Annotated in this window: 19 protein-coding genes; 11 read left to right on the forward strand and 8 right to left on the reverse strand. The window is 60.1% G+C overall.

Going from position 1 to position 17,411, the window contains the following annotated elements; translation table 11 throughout:
- The first annotated feature begins 26 nt into the window (after positions 1–26).
- A complete protein-coding gene (locus WA225_RS04685) occupies positions 27–875 on the forward strand; it encodes a tyrosinase family protein (protein WP_422607037.1) in 849 nt (282 codons plus the stop codon).
- A 3-nt stretch (positions 876–878) separates the two neighbouring features.
- Here WA225_RS04685 and bkdR read toward each other — a convergent pair whose 3' ends face one another.
- Entirely contained in the window at positions 879–1,367 is a 489-nt protein-coding gene (gene bkdR / locus WA225_RS04690) for a Bkd operon transcriptional regulator BkdR (protein WP_016985245.1), read from the reverse strand.
- Between the two features lie 185 nt (positions 1,368–1,552).
- Between bkdR and WA225_RS04695 the strand changes: the two genes are divergently transcribed.
- The 5 genes from WA225_RS04695 to WA225_RS04715 all read left to right on the forward strand — a co-directional run bounded on the left by WA225_RS04695 (position 1,553) and on the right by WA225_RS04715 (position 7,735).
- Complete coding sequence (locus tag WA225_RS04695; RefSeq protein WP_422607038.1) at positions 1,553–2,788, forward strand: 3-methyl-2-oxobutanoate dehydrogenase (2-methylpropanoyl-transferring) subunit alpha; 1,236 nt, start codon at positions 1,553–1,555, stop codon at positions 2,786–2,788.
- Position 2,789: 1 nt separating this feature from the next.
- Complete coding sequence (locus WA225_RS04700; RefSeq protein ID WP_064390582.1) at positions 2,790–3,848, forward strand: alpha-ketoacid dehydrogenase subunit beta; 1,059 nt, start codon at positions 2,790–2,792, stop codon at positions 3,846–3,848.
- The gene (locus WA225_RS04705; RefSeq protein WP_422607039.1) at positions 3,849–5,120 is read left to right on the forward strand and encodes a dihydrolipoamide acetyltransferase family protein; all 1,272 of its coding nucleotides are present in this window, start codon (positions 3,849–3,851) and stop codon (positions 5,118–5,120) included.
- Between the two features lie 7 nt (positions 5,121–5,127).
- Positions 5,128–6,501, forward strand: coding sequence for a dihydrolipoyl dehydrogenase (gene lpdA / locus WA225_RS04710; RefSeq protein ID WP_422607040.1), 1,374 nt, complete (start codon positions 5,128–5,130; stop codon positions 6,499–6,501).
- Positions 6,502–6,715: 214 nt separating this feature from the next.
- Positions 6,716–7,735 carry a branched-chain amino acid aminotransferase gene (locus WA225_RS04715; protein ID WP_053121443.1) on the forward strand — a complete coding sequence of 340 codons (1,020 nt, stop codon included), beginning with the start codon at positions 6,716–6,718 and terminating at the stop codon, positions 7,733–7,735.
- A 191-nt stretch (positions 7,736–7,926) separates the two neighbouring features.
- Here the strand turns inward: WA225_RS04715 and WA225_RS04720 are convergent, their stop codons facing one another.
- The 3 genes from WA225_RS04720 to WA225_RS04730 all read right to left on the reverse strand — a co-directional run bounded on the left by WA225_RS04720 (position 7,927) and on the right by WA225_RS04730 (position 10,898).
- Positions 7,927–8,829, reverse strand: a complete 903-nt coding sequence (locus WA225_RS04720) for a TIGR03915 family putative DNA repair protein (RefSeq protein ID WP_422607041.1) — start codon at positions 8,827–8,829, stop codon at positions 7,927–7,929.
- On the reverse strand, positions 8,826–10,046 hold the full coding sequence (locus tag WA225_RS04725) for a putative DNA modification/repair radical SAM protein (protein ID WP_422607042.1): 1,221 nt from the start codon (positions 10,044–10,046) through the stop codon (positions 8,826–8,828). The genes WA225_RS04720 and WA225_RS04725 overlap by 4 nt, the downstream gene beginning before the upstream one ends.
- Before the next feature lie 93 nt (positions 10,047–10,139).
- Positions 10,140–10,898: an ArsR/SmtB family transcription factor gene (locus WA225_RS04730; RefSeq protein WP_422607043.1), complete on the reverse strand. Its 759-nt coding sequence runs from the start codon at positions 10,896–10,898 to the stop codon at positions 10,140–10,142.
- A gap of 78 nt (positions 10,899–10,976) precedes the next feature.
- Between WA225_RS04730 and WA225_RS04735 the strand changes: the two genes are divergently transcribed.
- Positions 10,977–12,080: a cytochrome P450 gene (locus WA225_RS04735; RefSeq protein WP_422607044.1), complete on the forward strand. Its 1,104-nt coding sequence runs from the start codon at positions 10,977–10,979 to the stop codon at positions 12,078–12,080.
- Here WA225_RS04735 and dmeF read toward each other — a convergent pair.
- Complete coding sequence (gene dmeF, locus WA225_RS04740) at positions 12,077–13,006, reverse strand: CDF family Co(II)/Ni(II) efflux transporter DmeF (protein ID WP_422607045.1); 930 nt, start codon at positions 13,004–13,006, stop codon at positions 12,077–12,079. The genes WA225_RS04735 and dmeF overlap by 4 nt on opposite strands.
- 668 nt (positions 13,007–13,674) lie before the next feature.
- Here dmeF and WA225_RS04745 point away from each other — a divergent pair.
- The 3 genes from WA225_RS04745 (at position 13,675) to WA225_RS04755 (ending at position 14,758) form a co-directional block, all read left to right on the forward strand.
- Entirely contained in the window at positions 13,675–14,055 is a 381-nt protein-coding gene (locus WA225_RS04745; RefSeq protein ID WP_064120895.1) for a DUF6124 family protein, read from the forward strand.
- A 2-nt stretch (positions 14,056–14,057) separates the two neighbouring features.
- Positions 14,058–14,327, forward strand: a complete 270-nt coding sequence (locus WA225_RS04750) for a hypothetical protein (protein ID WP_064120896.1) — start codon at positions 14,058–14,060, stop codon at positions 14,325–14,327.
- Positions 14,328–14,461: 134 nt separating this feature from the next.
- The gene (locus WA225_RS04755) at positions 14,462–14,758 is read left to right on the forward strand and encodes a pyocin S6 family toxin immunity protein (protein ID WP_422607046.1); all 297 of its coding nucleotides are present in this window, start codon (positions 14,462–14,464) and stop codon (positions 14,756–14,758) included.
- On the opposite strand, the gene WA225_RS04760 is transcribed toward WA225_RS04755, so the two are convergent.
- Both WA225_RS04760 and WA225_RS04765 read right to left on the reverse strand, forming a co-directional pair.
- Positions 14,733–15,140, reverse strand: a complete 408-nt coding sequence (locus WA225_RS04760) for a hypothetical protein (RefSeq protein WP_422607047.1) — start codon at positions 15,138–15,140, stop codon at positions 14,733–14,735. The genes WA225_RS04755 and WA225_RS04760 overlap by 26 nt on opposite strands.
- Before the next feature lie 30 nt (positions 15,141–15,170).
- Positions 15,171–15,509: an FKBP-type peptidyl-prolyl cis-trans isomerase gene (locus WA225_RS04765; protein ID WP_422607048.1), complete on the reverse strand. Its 339-nt coding sequence runs from the start codon at positions 15,507–15,509 to the stop codon at positions 15,171–15,173.
- 163 nt (positions 15,510–15,672) lie between these two features.
- On the opposite strand from WA225_RS04765, the gene WA225_RS04770 reads away from it, so the two are divergent.
- Positions 15,673–16,752 (forward strand): diguanylate cyclase domain-containing protein, encoded by a 1,080-nt coding sequence (locus tag WA225_RS04770; RefSeq protein WP_422607049.1) that lies wholly within the window; start codon positions 15,673–15,675, stop codon positions 16,750–16,752.
- Positions 16,753–16,762: 10 nt separating this feature from the next.
- Here the strand turns inward: WA225_RS04770 and WA225_RS04775 are convergent, their stop codons facing one another.
- A complete protein-coding gene (locus WA225_RS04775; RefSeq protein WP_422607050.1) occupies positions 16,763–17,068 on the reverse strand; it encodes an RcnB family protein in 306 nt (101 codons plus the stop codon).
- Between the last annotated feature and the right edge of the window lie 343 nt (positions 17,069–17,411).

Here is a 17,411-nt window from a genome sequence, read left to right on the forward strand (position 1 = left end):
CAAACATTCAATGGAGTTTTCGCAATATGGATATCCGTCGTAATCACCGTGACATGACCCCGCAACAGAAGTCTTCGTTCATCGAGGCCATCCTGATCCTGAAAAACAACGTCGACAGCGTGCTGCGACCGGGACAGCAAAGCCGCTACGATGATTTTGTGCAGATCCACAAAAATTCGATGGGCCGCGGCAATCCGCTGGTCCCCAACCCCCATCAAAGTCCCCTGTTCTATCCGTGGCACCGAATTCTGATCCGCCAATTCGAACTGGCCCTGCAATCCGCGGCCAATGATCGGAACATCACGCTGCCCTACTGGAACTGGCAACTGAGCGGGGCCGACAACCCCTTCACCTCGAACTTCATGGGTTCAAACGGCGACAGCCTGCAAGAACAGCGCGTCACCAGTGGCCCGTTTTCCAGGGAGCAGTCTCAGTTCGTCGTAAATGTCTGGGACGAAGGCATCGGTAATTCAGGCATTCTGCGCAACCTTGGGGCGGCCGGCGCGCTGCCCACGCCGCTGCAGGTCATCGCCGCGCTTAACAGGACGCCTTACTGGCCGGGTTGGGAGAACTTTTCGGAAAGCGAACTGCACAATCCGGTTCATGCCTGGATGGGTGGCAGCATGGCGCAAGCGACCTCTCCCAACGACCCGATATTCTTCCTGCACCACTGTTATCTCGATCTGCTGTGGGAGCGCTGGAAACATCAACATCCCACCACACCGGGGTTTGCCAGCGCGGCGGGCTTGCCGGACATGAGCGACACGCTGCTGGTCTTCCACCCGGTCAATGAACCGCCGCCCTGGGCACAGACCTACACCGTTCAACAAACCCTCTACACCACTGAGCTCGACTACCATTACGACGAGGTCTGACGCTCAACTGCCCAAGGTCAAGCCATTCGCCGGCAACGGCAGTGCCGTCTTGTAGCGCACCTGCTTCAGCGCAAAGCTCGAACGAATGTTCGCCACGCCCGGCACTTTGGTCAGGAAATCCATCATGAAGCGTTCGAGCGACTGAATCGTCGGCACCAGGACCCGGATGAGGTAGTCCGGGTCTCCGGCCATGAGGTAGCACTCCATCACCTCGGGGCGATCGGAAATCGCCTCCTCGAAATGCTGCAGCGCTTCCTCCACCTGTTTTTCCAGGCTGACGTGAATGAACACGTTCACGTGCAGCCCCAGCAGGTCGGCATCAAGCAGCGTCACCTGCTCGCGAATCAGGCCTAATTCTTCCATCGCCTTGACCCGATTGAAGCACGGCGTCGGCGACAGATTCACCGAGCGCGCGAGGTCGGCGTTGGTGATGCGCGCGTTCTCCTGAAGGCTGTTGAGAATGCCGATGTCGGTACGGTCCAGTTTGCGCATGAGACAAAACCACCTGTTTTTTATGTTTATGCAGAATTTCTATCTGCAAATCATCTCCAGCGCAACGAAACAGAGATAAATATTCTTCTTGCCCGGGCCTATGATTGTTGTAGGACAAGATTTCTTCTACCGAAGAATGACTGCCAGCTCACTACAAGAAATTCACAAGATCGAGCGTAGAAGCCATGACCCAAGCGTACGAACCGCTGCGCCTGCACGTCCCTGAACCCTCGGGCCGTCCCGGCTGCAAAACCGACTTCTCCTACCTGCATCTGACCGATGCCGGTACGGTGCGCAAACCTCCTGTCGATGTAGAACCAGCCGACACCGCCGACCTGGCGCGTGGGCTGATTCGTGTGCTCGACGATCAGGGCAACGCCCTCGGCCCTTGGGCTGAAAACGTGCCGGTCGAGATCCTGCGTAAAGGCATGCGCGCCATGCTCAAGACGCGCATCTACGACAACCGCATGGTCGTCGCCCAGCGGCAGAAAAAAATGTCGTTCTACATGCAGAGCCTTGGCGAAGAAGCCATCGGCAGTGCTCAGGCGCTGGCCTTGAACATCGACGACATGTGCTTCCCGACCTATCGCCAGCAAAGCATTCTGATGGCCCGCGATGTGCCGCTGGTCGACCTGATCTGCCAACTGCTGTCCAACGAGCGCGATCCGCTCAAGGGCCGGCAGTTGCCAATCATGTACTCGGTCAAGGACGCGGGTTTCTTCACTATTTCCGGCAACCTCGCCACGCAGTTCATTCAGGGCGTGGGCTGGGGCATGGCTTCAGCGATCAAGGGCGACACCAAAATCGCCTCGGCGTGGATCGGCGACGGCGCTACCGCCGAATCGGACTTCCACACCGCCCTCACCTTCGCTCACGTTTATCGGGCGCCGGTGATCCTCAACGTCGTCAACAACCAATGGGCGATTTCCACCTTCCAGGCCATCGCCGGTGGTGAAGCCACGACTTTCGCCGGACGCGGCGTCGGTTGCGGCATCGCCTCGCTGCGCGTGGACGGCAACGACTTCTACGCGGTCTACGCCGCCTCTGCCTGGGCCGCCGAACGCGCCCGCCGCAACCTCGGCCCGACCATGATCGAATGGGTCACCTACCGCGCCGGCCCGCACTCGACCTCCGACGATCCATCGAAATACCGCCCTGCCGATGACTGGAGCCACTTCCCGCTCGGCGACCCGATCGCGCGTCTGAAACAGCACCTGATCAAGGTCGGTCACTGGTCGGACGAAGAGCACGCTGCCGTCAGCGCCGAGCTCGAAGCCGAAGTGATTGCCGCGCAGAAACAGGCCGAACAGTACGGCACCCTCGCCGGCGGCCAGATTCCAAGCGCCGCAACCATGTTCGAAGACGTCTACAAAGAGATGCCGGAGCACTTGAAGCGCCAGCGTCAGCAGTTGGGGATCTGACATGAACGATCACAACAACAATATTCAGTTGGAAACCGCCATGACCACGACCACCATGACCATGATCCAGGCCCTGCGCTCGGCCATGGATGTGATGCTTGAGCGTGATGACAACGTCGTCGTGTTCGGTCAGGACGTCGGCTACTTCGGCGGCGTGTTCCGTTGCACCGAAGGCCTGCAAACCAAGTACGGCACCTCGCGCGTGTTCGATGCGCCGATCTCGGAAAGTGGCATCGTCGGCGTCGCCGTCGGCATGGGGGCTTACGGTCTGCGTCCGGTCGCCGAAATTCAGTTCGCCGACTACGTCTACCCGGCCTCCGACCAGATCATTTCCGAAGCCGCGCGCCTGCGTTATCGCTCGGCCGGCGAGTTCACCGCGCCGATGACTCTGCGCATGCCCTGCGGCGGCGGCATCTACGGCGGCCAGACCCACAGCCAGAGCATCGAGGCGATGTTCACTCAGGTTTGCGGCTTGCGCACGGTCATGCCATCCAACCCGTATGACGCCAAAGGCCTGCTGATCGCCTCCATCGAAAACGATGACCCGGTGATCTTTCTTGAGCCAAAACGCCTGTACAACGGCCCGTTCGATGGCCACCACGACCGCCCGGTAACCCCGTGGTCGAAACACCCGCAAGCGCAGGTTCCGGACGGTTACTACACCGTACCGCTGGACGTTGCCGCCATCACCCGTCCGGGCAAGGACGTGACGGTGCTGACTTACGGCACCACCGTTTACGTGTCACAAGTCGCTGCCGAAGAATCCGGCGTGGATGCCGAAGTCATCGACCTGCGCAGCCTGTGGCCGCTGGACCTGGACACCATCGTCAAGTCGGTGAAGAAAACCGGCCGCTGCGTGGTGGTTCACGAAGCCACCCGCACCTGCGGTTTCGGCGCCGAACTGGTGTCGCTGGTGCAAGAGCATTGCTTCCATCATCTGGAAGCGCCGATCGAACGCGTCACCGGTTGGGACACCCCCTACCCGCACGCGCAAGAGTGGGCGTATTTCCCTGGGCCGTCCCGAGTGGGCGCGGCGTTGAAACGGGTTATGGAGGTCTGAATGGGCACGCACGTTATCAAGATGCCGGACATCGGCGAAGGCATCGCAGAAGTAGAACTGTCGCAGTGGCACGTCAAGGTTGGCGATCTGGTGGTTGAAGACCAGGTGCTGGCGGACGTGATGACCGACAAGGCCATGGTCGATATTCCGTCGCCAGTGCACGGCAAGGTGATTGCCCTCGGCGGTCAGCCGGGTGAAGTGATGGCGGTTGGCAGTGTGCTGATCAGCATCGAGGTTGAGGGTGCCGGCAATCTGAAAGAATCGGCCGCGCCTGCTCCAGCCAAAGAAGCGCCGGTTGCGCCGAAAGTTGAAGCAGTCGTTGAGAACAAACCTGCTCCAGCCGCCCCGCGTCCGGCTGCTGCTTGCCAAGGCCCGATGGTTGCTCGCGAAGCGGACGAACGCCCACTCGCTTCGCCAGCCGTGCGCAAACATGCGCTGGATCTGGGGATTCAATTGCGCCTGGTGCGCGGTTCCGGCCCGGCCGGCCGTGTGTTGCACGAAGACCTTGAGGCTTATCTCGCACAAGGTCAGTCGAACGCTTCGGCGCCGGTTGCCGCTGCTTACGCACAGCGTGATGACGAAAAACAGATTCAAGTGATCGGCATGCGCCGCAAGATCGCCCAGCGTATGCAGGACGCCACTCAGCGTGCCGCACACTTCAGCTATGTCGAAGAAATCGACGTCACTGCGATTGAAGAACTGCGTGCACACCTGAATGAAAAACACGGCGCGAGCCGTGGCAAGTTGACCTTGCTGCCGTTCCTCGTCCGCGCTCTGGTCGTCGCCCTGCGCGAATTTCCGCAGATGAACGCCCGTTACGATGACGAAGCCCAAGTCATCACCCGCCTCGGCGCCGTGCATGTCGGTGTCGCCACGCAAAGCGATGTCGGTCTGATGGTGCCGGTGGTGCGTCACGCCGAGGCGCGCAGCCTGTGGGACAGCGCTGCGGAAATCTCGCGTTTGGCCAACGCCGCACGCAATGGCAAAGCCAGTCGCGATGAGCTGTCCGGCTCGACCATCACCCTGACCAGCCTCGGTGCGCTGGGCGGCATCGTCAGCACGCCAGTGCTGAACCTGCCGGAAGTGGCGATCGTCGGCGTCAACAAAATCGTCGAACGGCCAATGGTCGTCAAAGGCCAGGTGGTGATTCGCAAGATGATGAACCTCTCCAGCTCCTTCGATCACCGCGTGGTCGATGGCATGGACGCGGCACTCTTCATCCAGGCCATTCGCGGCTTGATCGAACAACCTGCCACTTTGTTTGTGGAGTAAGGCGCGCATGCAATCTCTGAACACTACGCTGCTGATCATCGGCGGCGGCCCCGGCGGTTATGTGACGGCGATCCGCGCCGGGCAACTGGGCATCCCGACGATTCTGGTCGAAGGCCAATCGTTGGGCGGCACCTGCCTGAATATCGGCTGCATTCCGTCGAAAGCGCTGATCCATGTGGCTGAGCAGTTTCACCAGACGCAACATCACAGTCAGCATTCGGCACTGGGCATCAGCGTTTCCGCGCCGACGCTCGACATCACTAAAAGCGTCGAGTGGAAGGACGGCATCGTTGATCGCCTGACCACCGGCGTGGCTGCGCTGCTGAAGAAGAACAAGGTTCAGGTCATCAATGGCTGGGCCAAAGTCATCGACGGCAAAACCGTCGACGTCGGCGATACGCGCATCCAGTGCGAGCACCTGGTGCTGGCCACCGGTTCGACCAGCGTCAATCTACCGATTCTGCCGATTGGCGGGCCGGTCATCTCCTCCACCGAAGCGCTGGCGCCGACATCCGTGCCGAAACGTCTGGTCGTGGTCGGCGGTGGTTACATTGGTCTGGAGCTGGGCATTGCTTATCGCAAGCTCGGCGCTGAAGTCAGTGTGGTCGAGGCACAGGATCGCATTCTGCCGGCGTACGACGCTGAACTGACGCAACCGGTGCATGACGCGTTGAAGCAACTGGGTGTGAAGCTGTATCTGAAACACAGCGTGCTGGGTTTCGACGGCACCTTACAGGTGCGCGATCCGGAAGGCGAAACCCTCAATCTGGAAACCGATCAGGTACTGGTCGCGGTCGGTCGCAAACCGAATACCCAGGGCTGGAACCTCGAAGCGCTGAATCTGGACATGAACGGTTCGGCAATCAAGATCGACACCCGCTGCCAGACCAGCATGCGCAACGTTTACGCCATTGGTGACTTGAGCGGCGAGCCGATGCTCGCTCACCGTGCCATGGCGCAGGGCGAAATGGTCGCCGAGTTGATCAGCGGTAAAACCCGTGAATTCAACCCGACTGCCATTGCCGCCGTGTGCTTCACCGACCCGGAACTGGTGGTAGTCGGCAAGACCCCGGACGAGGCCAAGGCTGCGGGGCTGGATTGCATCGTCTCCAGTTTCCCGTTCGCCGCCAATGGCCGGGCGATGACGCTGGAGTCGAAAAGCGGCTTCGTGCGCGTGGTCGCTCGTCGGGATAACCATGTAATTGTCGGCTGGCAAGCAGTGGGTGTAGGTGTTTCGGAGTTGTCGACGGCGTTTGCGCAAAGCCTGGAAATGGGCGCGCGGCTGGAAGACATCGGCGGCACCATTCATGCGCATCCGACCTTGGGTGAAGCGGTGCAGGAAGCGGCGTTGCGGGCCCTCGGGCATGCATTGCACCTGTAGGCCCCTTCGCGAGCAAGCTCGCTCCCACATTTGGAATGCATTCCCCTGTGGGAGCGAGCTTGCTCGCGAATTCCTGAGGGCAACACGATTTATCTGTGTGTCATCCGATAGTCCGGGCTGCGAAACCGCTCAAGAATGAAGTATTGTTGTGCCCATCCAAAAAACGTCAGAAGCCTTGAACCGTTTCGGCGGTTGTTCAGTGATAGAGGGTGTCATGGGTAACGAAAGCATCAATTGGGACAAGCTGGGTTTTGACTACATCAAGACCGACAAACGCTATCTGTCGTACTTTCGCGATGGCGAGTGGGACAAAGGCACCCTGACCGAAGATAACGTGCTGCACATAAGCGAAGGCTCGACGGCCCTTCACTATGGCCAGCAGTGCTTCGAAGGCATGAAGGCCTATCGTTGCAAGGACGGCTCGATCAACCTGTTCCGCCCGGACCAGAACGCCCTGCGTATGCAACGCAGCTGCGCGCGTCTGCTGATGCCGACGGTCGACACCGAGCAGTTCATCGAAGCCTGTAAAGAAGTGGTGCGTGCCAACGAGCGCTTCATCCCGCCTTACGGCACTGGCGGCGCGCTGTACCTGCGCCCGTTCGTGATCGGCGTGGGTGACAACATCGGCGTGCGCACCGCACCCGAGTTCATCTTCTCGATCTTCTGCATCCCGGTCGGCGCCTACTTCAAGGGCGGCCTGACCCCGCACAACTTCCAGATCTCCAGCTACGACCGCGCCGCCCCACAAGGCACCGGCGCGGCCAAGGTCGGTGGCAACTACGCGGCCAGCCTGATGCCGGGCTCGAAAGCGAAGAAAGCCAACTTCGCTGACGCGATCTACCTGGACCCGATGACCCACACCAAGATCGAAGAAGTCGGCTCGGCCAACTTCTTCGGGATCACCCACGACAACAAGTTCATCACCCCGAACTCGCCGTCCGTTCTGCCAGGCATCACCCGCCTGTCGCTGATCGAACTGGCGAAATCGCGTCTGGGCCTGGAAGTGGTTGAAGGCGACGTGCTGATCGACAAGCTGTCGGACTTCAAAGAAGCCGGCGCTTGCGGTACCGCAGCGGTGATTACGCCGATTGGCGGCATCAGCTACAACGACCATCTGCATGTGTTCCACAGTGAAACTGAAGTGGGTCCGGTGACTCAGAAGCTCTATAAAGAGCTGACGGGCGTGCAGACCGGCGACATCGAAGCGCCAGCGGGTTGGATCGTCAAGGTTTGATCTGACGGCGGTTGATGTAGAAAGGCCCTCCACCGAGTGATTGGTGGGGGGCTTTTTTGATGGTGGTTGTTGGTTTTATTTGGGTAAGGCTGGAGATTTTTTCCCCCTCACCCCAGCCCTCTCCCCCAAGGGGGCGAGGGGAAAGGGGGCCGATCTCGGTTGTTCTCCAGACAGAAGTTCGACGCGAACCTTCAGGTCGATGTAGGGCGGGAGAACACCTCGGTCAGCTCCCTCTCCCTCCGGGAGAGGGCTGGGGTGAGGGTAGGCTTTTCGCTCTTCAAGGCAATCCGTTTACCAAGCCGATCAGCAATCCCGCTCGCCTGCCCATTCTGCTGTTTGCCCATCCGCGCCTGCGTAATCAACCCGGGAATCAACTCCCCCTCCGGCAGATTCTTCCAGAACCGCGCCGGCAGATGCCCCTGCATGACCTTCTCGTTCAACCGCGCCGGGTTAAAGATGTGGCTGTAATAGGTCAGCCACAGATCACCATGGGGATCGTCGACGTTCTGCGCCAGTTGCTGCCATTCCAGTGGGCATTGCCGCTGATGGATCAGTTGCTCGCCATCGTAATAAACCCCGTCGCGCGGCGTGGCGATCAACCAACGGTGGCGGCCCATGCGCCCGACAAAATGCTCACTGGCACTGCGCAGGATGTCATGGGCCGGCTCGTGCCAAGCCACATATTGCGGGCCTGCGCTGGATGACGGGCGTTCGATGAAGCGCACAAACGCATGCAAGTGGTGCGCTTCCCGATTCACCTGTTTAATTCGCCGCTGCAATTCGCTGCCCAGTTTGTCGCCGGCCATCATCGCCGTGCGGTCTCCGTGGCTGACGCGCCACAACACCTCGTAAAGCAAACTCCAGCGTTGCTCGCCTCGGTATTGCGCGGCTTGTGCCAGCGTGTCGAGCAGCACGCGCGGAATGCGCGCCATAAACGGCCCCTGCCCTTCAGGCAGCGGGTCATCACTGGCGAACAAATCACCCACGCCTTCCGAGGCCCAACTGACCAGACTGGGGTCGACTTCATGGCTGAGCAGCCAGCGCGCCTGTTGCCGCCAGGTGTCGAACAGGTCGTCGCAATCGAGGTTGATCATCCCCACAGCCCCATCTGCTGCGGCATCGGCCGGTCGCGCAATTGCTGATAGAGCAAATGGCTGGTGACCTCGGCCTGCTGCGGGTGGTAATCGCTGGTGATGATGAACGGCTTGGCTTTGGCCAGTACGCAGCGCATACGCGCGACATCTTCGTAGCGGATCCGCCGCTGTCGGCGTAGCTCGACCAAGCGTTCGGTGGTGCGCAAGCCGATGCCGGGAATACGCGCGATCAACGACGCGTCGGCGCGGTTGAGATCCAGCGGGAACACCTCGCGATTCTGCAGCGCCCAGGCCAGTTTCGGGTCAATGTCCAAGGCCAGATTACCCGGCCCCTTGAGCAATTCATCGGCGCTGTAACCGTAGCTGCGCAAGAGAAAATCGGCCTGATACAAACGGTGCTCGCGCATCAGCGGTGGTGCGGCCAGCGGCACGCTTTTCGGGCTGTCGGGGATCGGGCTGAAGGCCGAATAGTAGACCCGGCGTAGACGGAAATTGCCGTACAGCGACTGGGCACTGTGCAAGATCGTGCTGTCGTCGGTGTCATCGGCACCGACGATCAACTGCGTGCTCTGCCCGGCCGGGGCGAATTTCGCCGAGCGCGGCTCGTTCAACACGGTCTGCACGCCGGTGTAGATGGTGTTCATCGCTTGTTTGATCGAAGCGATGTCCTTCTCCGGCGCCAACACTTGCAGGCTGGCGTCGGTGGGCAATTCGATGTTGACGCTCAGACGATCGGCGTAGCGCCCCGCCTCCTCGATCAACGCCGGATCCGCTTCGGGGATGGTCTTGAGGTGGATGTAGCCACGAAACTCATGCTCTTCGCGCAACAGCTTGGCGACCCGCACCAATTGCTCCATGGTGTAGTCCGCCGAGCGGATGATCCCGGAACTGAGGAACAGCCCGCTGACGCAGTTGCGGCGGTAGAAATCCATGGTCAGCGCCACGACTTCTTCAGGGGTGAAACGGGCGCGCGGCACATCGCTGGACCGGCGGTTGACGCAGTATTGGCAATCGTAGAGGCAGAAGTTGGTCAGCAAGATCTTCAGCAGCGAGACGCAACGCCCGTCCGGCGTGTAGCTGTGGCAGATGCCCATGCCATCGGTCGAGCCCAGCCCGCTCTTGCCCTCGGAACTGCGCTTGGGCGCGCCACTGCTGGCGCAAGAGGCGTCGTACTTGGCGGCGTCGGCGAGGATGCTCAGCTTGTCGATGATTTGCATGGCGCGGGCTCTATACTGTGTGCATATACAGTATAGAGCCCGCGTGCAGGGTTCAAGGGCAAATTTTGCCCTTCGTCGGTCAGGCGATTTTATCTACCTAACGTTGATCGTTGCAGCAACGGACGTCCGACTGCCCGACACCCTCAGCGCGTCAGCCGCAGGCAACGCCAAACCAAACCGCGCGCCGATTTCCTTTCTGCCCAGCGCCGTCAATGCCAACGCCCGACTGTCCAGATCCTGCGTCAGCCATTTGCGCTTCAACGCCGCTTGCAACAGCGCCGCACCCAGCGACCCACCCAGATGCGGCCGGCGCATGCTCCAGTCCAGGCACGGGCAGGCAAACTTGCGCCGCAACGTACTCAAATCCTGCACTTCAATACCCAGCCCTTCAAACAACGCCTCGCCCCTCTCACTCGAGCGATACACCTGCTCGTCCGTCTCCAGCAACCACCCCGCCTCAATCAACCGATCATGCAGCAACACCGCGAGGGTGCCGGCCATATGGTCGTAACAGGTGCGGGCGAATTGCAGTCGATCCGGCGTGTGCGGCTTGAAGGTCGGCGCGGCGCTCTGGCCGATCACCATCAGGGCTTCGAGGGCCTGAGCCACGCGTTTATCGGCGAGGCTGTAATAACGATGGCGGCCCTGCACGTGCAGGCGCACCAGCGCCAGGTCCTTGAGTTTGGCCAAATGCGCGCTGGCAGTGGAGGCGCTGACTTCGGCGATGGCCGCCAATTCGGTGCTGGTGCGAGCGTGACCGTCCATCAGCGAGCAGAGGATTTTGGTTCGCGCCGGCTCCGCGATGGCCGCCGCCACTTGCGAGACGCCGATGTCTTGATGTTCTGCGTGCATATTTCGCTCCCGGACGAATCGTCGTTGTTGCCCACTGAAGATACTCGCATCACTTTCCCGACGACAAGGCTGCGAACCATGGACCCGATCATCGCTGCGACTCATGCCGACCCTTATCCTTATTACGCGGAACTGCGTGCTCAGGGCGGACTGTCCTTTCATCACGACCTTAAATTGTGGGTCGCCAGCAGCGCCCGCTCGGTGTGTGCCGTGCTGGCCAGTGCCGAGTGCAGGGTGCGTCCGCCTCAGGAGCCGGTGCCCAAGGCGATCACCTCGGGCATGGCCGGCAAGGTCTTTGGGCAGTTGATGCGGATGAATGATGGCGAACGTCAGCGCTGCCCACGCTCGGCGATCGAGCCCGCGCTGGGCTTGATTGATCCGGCGCAGATTCGCGCACTGGTGGCGGCGCGCCTGCTCACCGAAGACGCCGACGGCCTCTATAAAGCCATGTTTCGCGGGCCGGTCTGCGTGGTGGCGGCGCTGCTTGGTTTCACGCCGGCGCAGGGCCGGGCGATCAGTGAGCTGACGGCGGACTTCGTCGCGTGCCTGTCGCCGCTGAGCAACGATGTGCAACTGGCAGCGGCGCATGCAGCGGCAGAGCAATTGCGCGGGTATTTCATCGAGTTGCTCGCCGAATCGAACAGCGATTTGTTGACGGCTATTGAGCAGCGATTTGAGGGCGACGAGGACACGCTGATCGCCAATCTGATTGGCCTGTGTTCGCAGACCCATGAAGCCACGGCCGGGTTGATCGGCAATACGCTGGTGGCGCTGCGGCGGCAACCGGCGTTGGGCACGGCCCCAATGCATGCTCTGTTGGCTGAAGTTCAGCGCTTCGATCCATCGGTGCAGAACACCCGGCGCTTTGTCGTTCAGCCTTGCGAAATTGACGGTGTGCGCGTCGAAGCGGGGGACGTGATACTCGTGCTGCTGGCCTCGGCCAATCGCGATCCGGCCCTCAATGAACGTCCCGATGAGTTTTTGCTGGAGCGGCCGAACCGGCGCAGTTTCAGTTTTGGCAGTGCCCGGCATCAGTGTCCGGGGCAGGCGCTGGCAATGAGCATCGCCAGCGCCACGGTGAGTGAAATCCTCGCCCACGGGGTCGACTTGAACCGGCTGAACTGGCATTACCGCCCGTCACTCAACGGCCGCATCCCGATGTTCAGCGAGGCAACGGCTTAAGCGCTGCGCAGCTCGATGGTCAGGTGCGACAGCTCATGCACCGGCGCCAGCCGTTCGCGAATCACCTCCGCCGTGACACCTGCTGCCGCGACCACACTGACGATCGCCGCCCGCGCCTGCGGGCCGACTTGCCACACGTGCAGGTCGCTGATGCGCACATCATTCGAGGTTTCCAGCAGCTCGCGGATCTGCGCCGCGACCGGCTCATCGGTGGCGTCGAGCAGCACGGCCGCACTGTCGCGCATCAGGTTGTACGCCCACTTGGCAATGACGATGGCGCCGACAATGCCCATCACCGGGTCCAGCCAGACCCAGCCCAGATAACGCCCGGCCAACAGTGCGGCAATCGCCAGCACCGAGGTCAAGGCATCGGCGAGCACATGGACATAGGCCGAACGCAGATTGTTGTCGTGATGATGGTGATGATCGTGGCCGTGATCATGCAAGTGTCCATGGTCGTGGCCATGCTGGCCCATCAGCAGAAAAGCGCTGATCAGGTTTACCGCCAGGCCCACGATCGCAATCACCGTCGCCTCGCCAAACGCCACCGTGGTTGGCTGGAACAGACGCAAAACGGATTCACCGGCGATGCCCAGCGACACCAGCCCGAGAATCATCGCCGAGGCAAAACCGGCCAGATCGCCGACTTTACCGGTGCCGAAACTGTAGCGCCGATTGTTGGCGTGGCGTCGGGCGAAACCATAAGCCGCCGCCGCGATCCCCAAGGCGCCAGCGTGGGTTGCCATGTGAAAACCGTCGGCCAGCAAGGCCATGGAACCGGTGATGTAACCGGCGGCGATCTCGGCAATCATCATCACAAAAGTCAGCACCACCACCCACAGCGTGCGGCGGGCGTTTTCATCGTGCGAGGCGCCGAGAAACTGGTGATCGTGGCTGAAGCGGTCAGCCTTGGGAGTCAATGTCATGATGTTTGCGCTCTATTTGGAGAAACGAAGGATTGCTCGCAGCGACTCCTCAAGGCCTTGCCCTCCAGCGCCTTCTCGATCGCCTGAACGCTACCCCTGATATGGCAAGGATGATCGTCAATTGCAGCATCCATCGCAAGATCGACGAGAAGTTCGGGTCAGGAACGGGACGTTGTGAACGACTTCAATCCCTGTGGGAGCGGGCTTGCCCGCGAAAGCGGTGGGTCTGACGCTATAAATGCTGGATGTGCCGGCCCCTTCGCGGGCAAGCCCGCTCCCACAGGTTTTTGTGGTGTCTGAAGCTATGTGCTCGGCGCTGGCGAGCGGAAAAACGCAGCATCATTTCGGCATCATCCAGCAGGCTACAGCGCCTTGCGCCTTTGCCTACAACTAAGCCAGAATCCGCCGCTTGTGCGGCTTGGGGGTCGCCGGTAACTTGGTTCGCGTCACTGAATGTTCAGTGATCGGGTTTAGTCGCTCGGTGTTTTCTCAAGTTCGCAAGCTGTTATTCAGTCTGGCATTTCGATGCCTGCACTCAATGGCGGCTGTGCGCAGGGCGCTTTCGAGCGCGCCGGTAATGCTTGGGATGCCGGTCGACTAACCTGCGTATAGCTGCCACCTAATGTTTAGTCGCAGAACGGTGTCAGCCTCATTGAGGTTCCCAGCATATGTTCAAGATAACGCCAAATCCGCCCGAAACAGACGCGGAAATCGATCCAAATCCAACGTCCCCCTATTCCACACCGGGCTCCAGAAAACTCCACGAAGCCGCCGAACGCGCCCTCGACCACTACCTGAAACCCACACCGCCTTCACCACCGCGCAGACCCAGCACCATGTTCCTCGTCGACCCCAACACCGGCGCCGAAGACCTCATGGCCCATGCCTGCGAATCAATGGCTTCGGCCAGCGTCATGCTCAGCGACTTCGCCGCCCTGCTCGACTCGCCCTACCGCAACACCGTGCTCGGCATCCAGCAAGTGGTCATGCTCGGCGAACTCGCGGTCAACCGCGCCCTCGACAAAATCGACCCCGCCCTGAGGCAATAACCATGACCCACAAAACAGATGCACAAGTCGTCGCGGCACTGGTGGCCATGGGTTTCAACGAGCGGGACGGACGCTGGGCACAGAACGCCTGCTTGGTGCTCTTCGAAAGCGAACGCGAATCCATCGTCGTCTCCGCCGTCACCGTCCTTCCCCAACTCGATGAACTGGAAATCGACGCCGTGCTACCCGCACTGCGCCGCGTGACCCGCCGGTTCCCCTCACTGCAAAAAACCGTGGCCGACACACTGGCCGAGATGGCGCACGCAGCCTGATTGACCGCGTAATCGTTCTTCGCGAGCAAGCTCGCTCCCACAGTTTCTCGGTGGCTCACAGCATTTGAGTACACCGTCGCTCCAATGTGGGAGCGAGCTTGCTCGCGAAAGCGTTCTTAAACAGGAGTCTTCATATGTTTTTATGGATTAGCGGTTTCTTGAAAGGTGACGACGAAGGCGACGCCTTAAAATACGAACTGACAGTTGGGCTGGAATTTGAATCCGCAGTCCTGGCTGCAATGGGCTGGAAAACCCTAGGTGAAAGTCCCGACGGCGAGTGGTTGCTGACACCCGATCAAGCTCAAAAAATCGGCATGGCGGTTAACCAAGCGCTCGAAATAACCAAGGGGAAATTTCCCTCTCTGATCGGGTCTATCGAGGACACACTTGACGATATCGGCGCATTCACCGCCGAAAATCCGCCAGGATGAACGGCGTATGGGCCCTGAGATAAGCTTCGACATCTTCCAGCGAAGGGAGTAAATCACTGGATTCGGTTTTACCCTCTTCATCGTCGTGCGACACCTTGACGATGTAGGCGTCATTCTCCTCAAGCAACTCGCCTGAAATTTTGACCCGCTGTCCACTTTTCTCGGTAAAGGACGTCGCCTTCAGGGTTGCCACTTTCAAGATCTGCTCAGTGCTGGCCGTAAAAGCTTTGCGTTGTGCCAAGGCATTTTTCGATACGACCCATGCGAAAATGCACGCCGCCACAATCAACACGATTTCGATGTTGTGAATCGGACCTCGCCGCCCTTCATGCCCCTGACTCAGCCACGCGACTGCCTTGTAAATAATCTGATCAACATCCATTTATCCGTCTCCCGAACGATGTCCTGTTGATCAATCCTCCCGCGTCAGCACTTCCAGCAACTCAATCTCGAACAGCAAATTCGAATTCGGTGGAATCTTGCCCATCGTCCGCTCGCCATAGCCCAGATGCGCCGGCACCCGCAATTTACGTTTGCCGCCCACCTGCATGCCCATCAGCCCTTGATCCCAACCTTTGATGACCCGGCCGGTGCCAATCACGCACTGAAAAGGTTTGCCACGGCTGTAGGAAGAATCGAACTCGCTGCCGTCTTCCAGCCAGCCGGTGTATTGGGTGGTGATCAGCGCGCCTTTGACCGCGGCTTTGCCTTCGCCCACCTGAATATCGATTACCTGCAGTTCATCATTCATAACATTCACTCTATTGTTCAGCAGGCCGCCGTTTTCCCAGAATTGCCGGTCATTGGCAACCCGCACGCGCAGATCAACCCTGTATCCGCACTGAGTGATGAAGCATTAACATAGCCAACCGCCACCACTCCACGGATCGATTCGCAATGCCGGCAGCTTCTCGATGATTCAACTCTGGATCGGCCTTGTCGTGGGCGCGGCGATGTTGACCGTGATTGCCGTACTGATCCGTCGCGAGCGTGGTTTACGTCGGCAACTCGCCGAATACCGTGACCTGCTCAGCCGTGCGGCCGAGGGTCGGAATATTCATCAGGACGCCGACGCCGAACGCTTCAAGCGTAGCCAGTACTTTGCCCGCATCGGCACGTGGGACTGGGAGGTCGACACGGATCGGCTGTACTGGTCGGACGCGATCTACGGCATGTTCGGTTTCAAGATCGGTGAGGTCACGCCGTCCTACGCCCTCTTCTGCTCCTGCGTACACCCGGATGACCGCGTCAGGGTGCGCGACGGTGAATTGCGTTGTCTGGAAACTGGCGAGAACCATGACGAGGAATACCGCGTGGTCTGGCCCGACGGCACGATTCGCTGGCTACGGGAAACCGGCAACGTGGTGCGCAACGATCACGACGCGGTGATCAAGATGATGGGCGTGGTGCGCGACATCACTGAAGAAAAAGCCTCGGCCAGTTATCTCCAGCACCTCGCTCACTTCGATCCATTGACTGGGTTGCCCAATCGGCTGGTGCTGGAAGAGCGCCTGGCCGACGCACTGGAGCACGCTCGCCAGACCAATACCCGGGCGGCACTGGTATTCGTCGACCTCAACGGTTTCAAAACCATCAACGATCACTTCGGCCACGCCGCCGGCGACCGCGTGCTGATCACCATGGCCACCCGCCTGAAACGCGTGCTGCGCAGCACCGACACCGTCGCGCGCATCGGTGGCGACGAGTTCGTGGTGATCCTGCAAGGCCTGGCCCCGGGCCTCGATCTGCAGGACGAGGCCCGGCGCATCTGTCAGAAAATTTTCGTCGAACTGTCCCCGCCGATCAGCATCGGCAACGAACAACGCCACATCGGCACCAGCCTTGGGGTCGCGGTGTACCCGGATCATGCGACCGCGATGGACCGGCTGCTGCACATTGCCGATCTGGCGATGTATGAGGCCAAGCGCAGTGGCAATAATCAGTATCGGTTGGGGGGAGACAACCCCGCGCGTCTGAACGCGCAGGGCTTTTGAAACCCTGGGCTTAACGCGGAACCGGTTTCATCTCGACAATGGTGCCGTTGGTGATCATCACCATGACGTACTGGTCATTGATTTGCACCCACTGTGCCTGATCGACCGGTTTTTTCAGGCCTTTGGTTTTCCAGTCGATGGCTTTTTCGCTGCGTTGATAAATGTCCGGGGCGCGGTCATTGACCTTTAGTTCGCGGTCGCTGGTCGGGGACTGGACGGCCTGGTCGTTTGAGGTTTGCGCCGCTTGAACAAGTGGGCTGATCCCGGCAATGCCGGCGACGAGGGCCAGGCTGGCGATTAGGGTTTTGCTGTTCATCGGTGAACCTCCATTGATGTGTGATACCTGAACTCGGACTGCCGGGTTCGGAAATCATTCCTTGATTTTTTGCCTTGGATGGCTGGAGGGATTGTAGTCGTCAGTCGGGCCGCCATCGCTGGCAAGCCAGCTCCCACAGGGTTTTGTGGGGTTGACAAGAATGGGAAGGCACACCGCAGACAGTGTGGGAGCTGGCTTGCCAGCGATAGCGTCGGTACAGGCAACATTTTCATTGGCTGACAAGCCGCTATCGCCAGCAGGTTGGCTGGCTGGCTGGCTCCCACAGGGTTTTGTCGTATTGCCAAGAATAGAAGGCACACCGCAGACAATGTGGGAGCTGGCT

This window comes from Pseudomonas sp. (assembly GCF_049300855.1).
In the GTDB taxonomy this organism is placed as follows: Bacteria; Pseudomonadota; Gammaproteobacteria; order Pseudomonadales; family Pseudomonadaceae; genus Aquipseudomonas.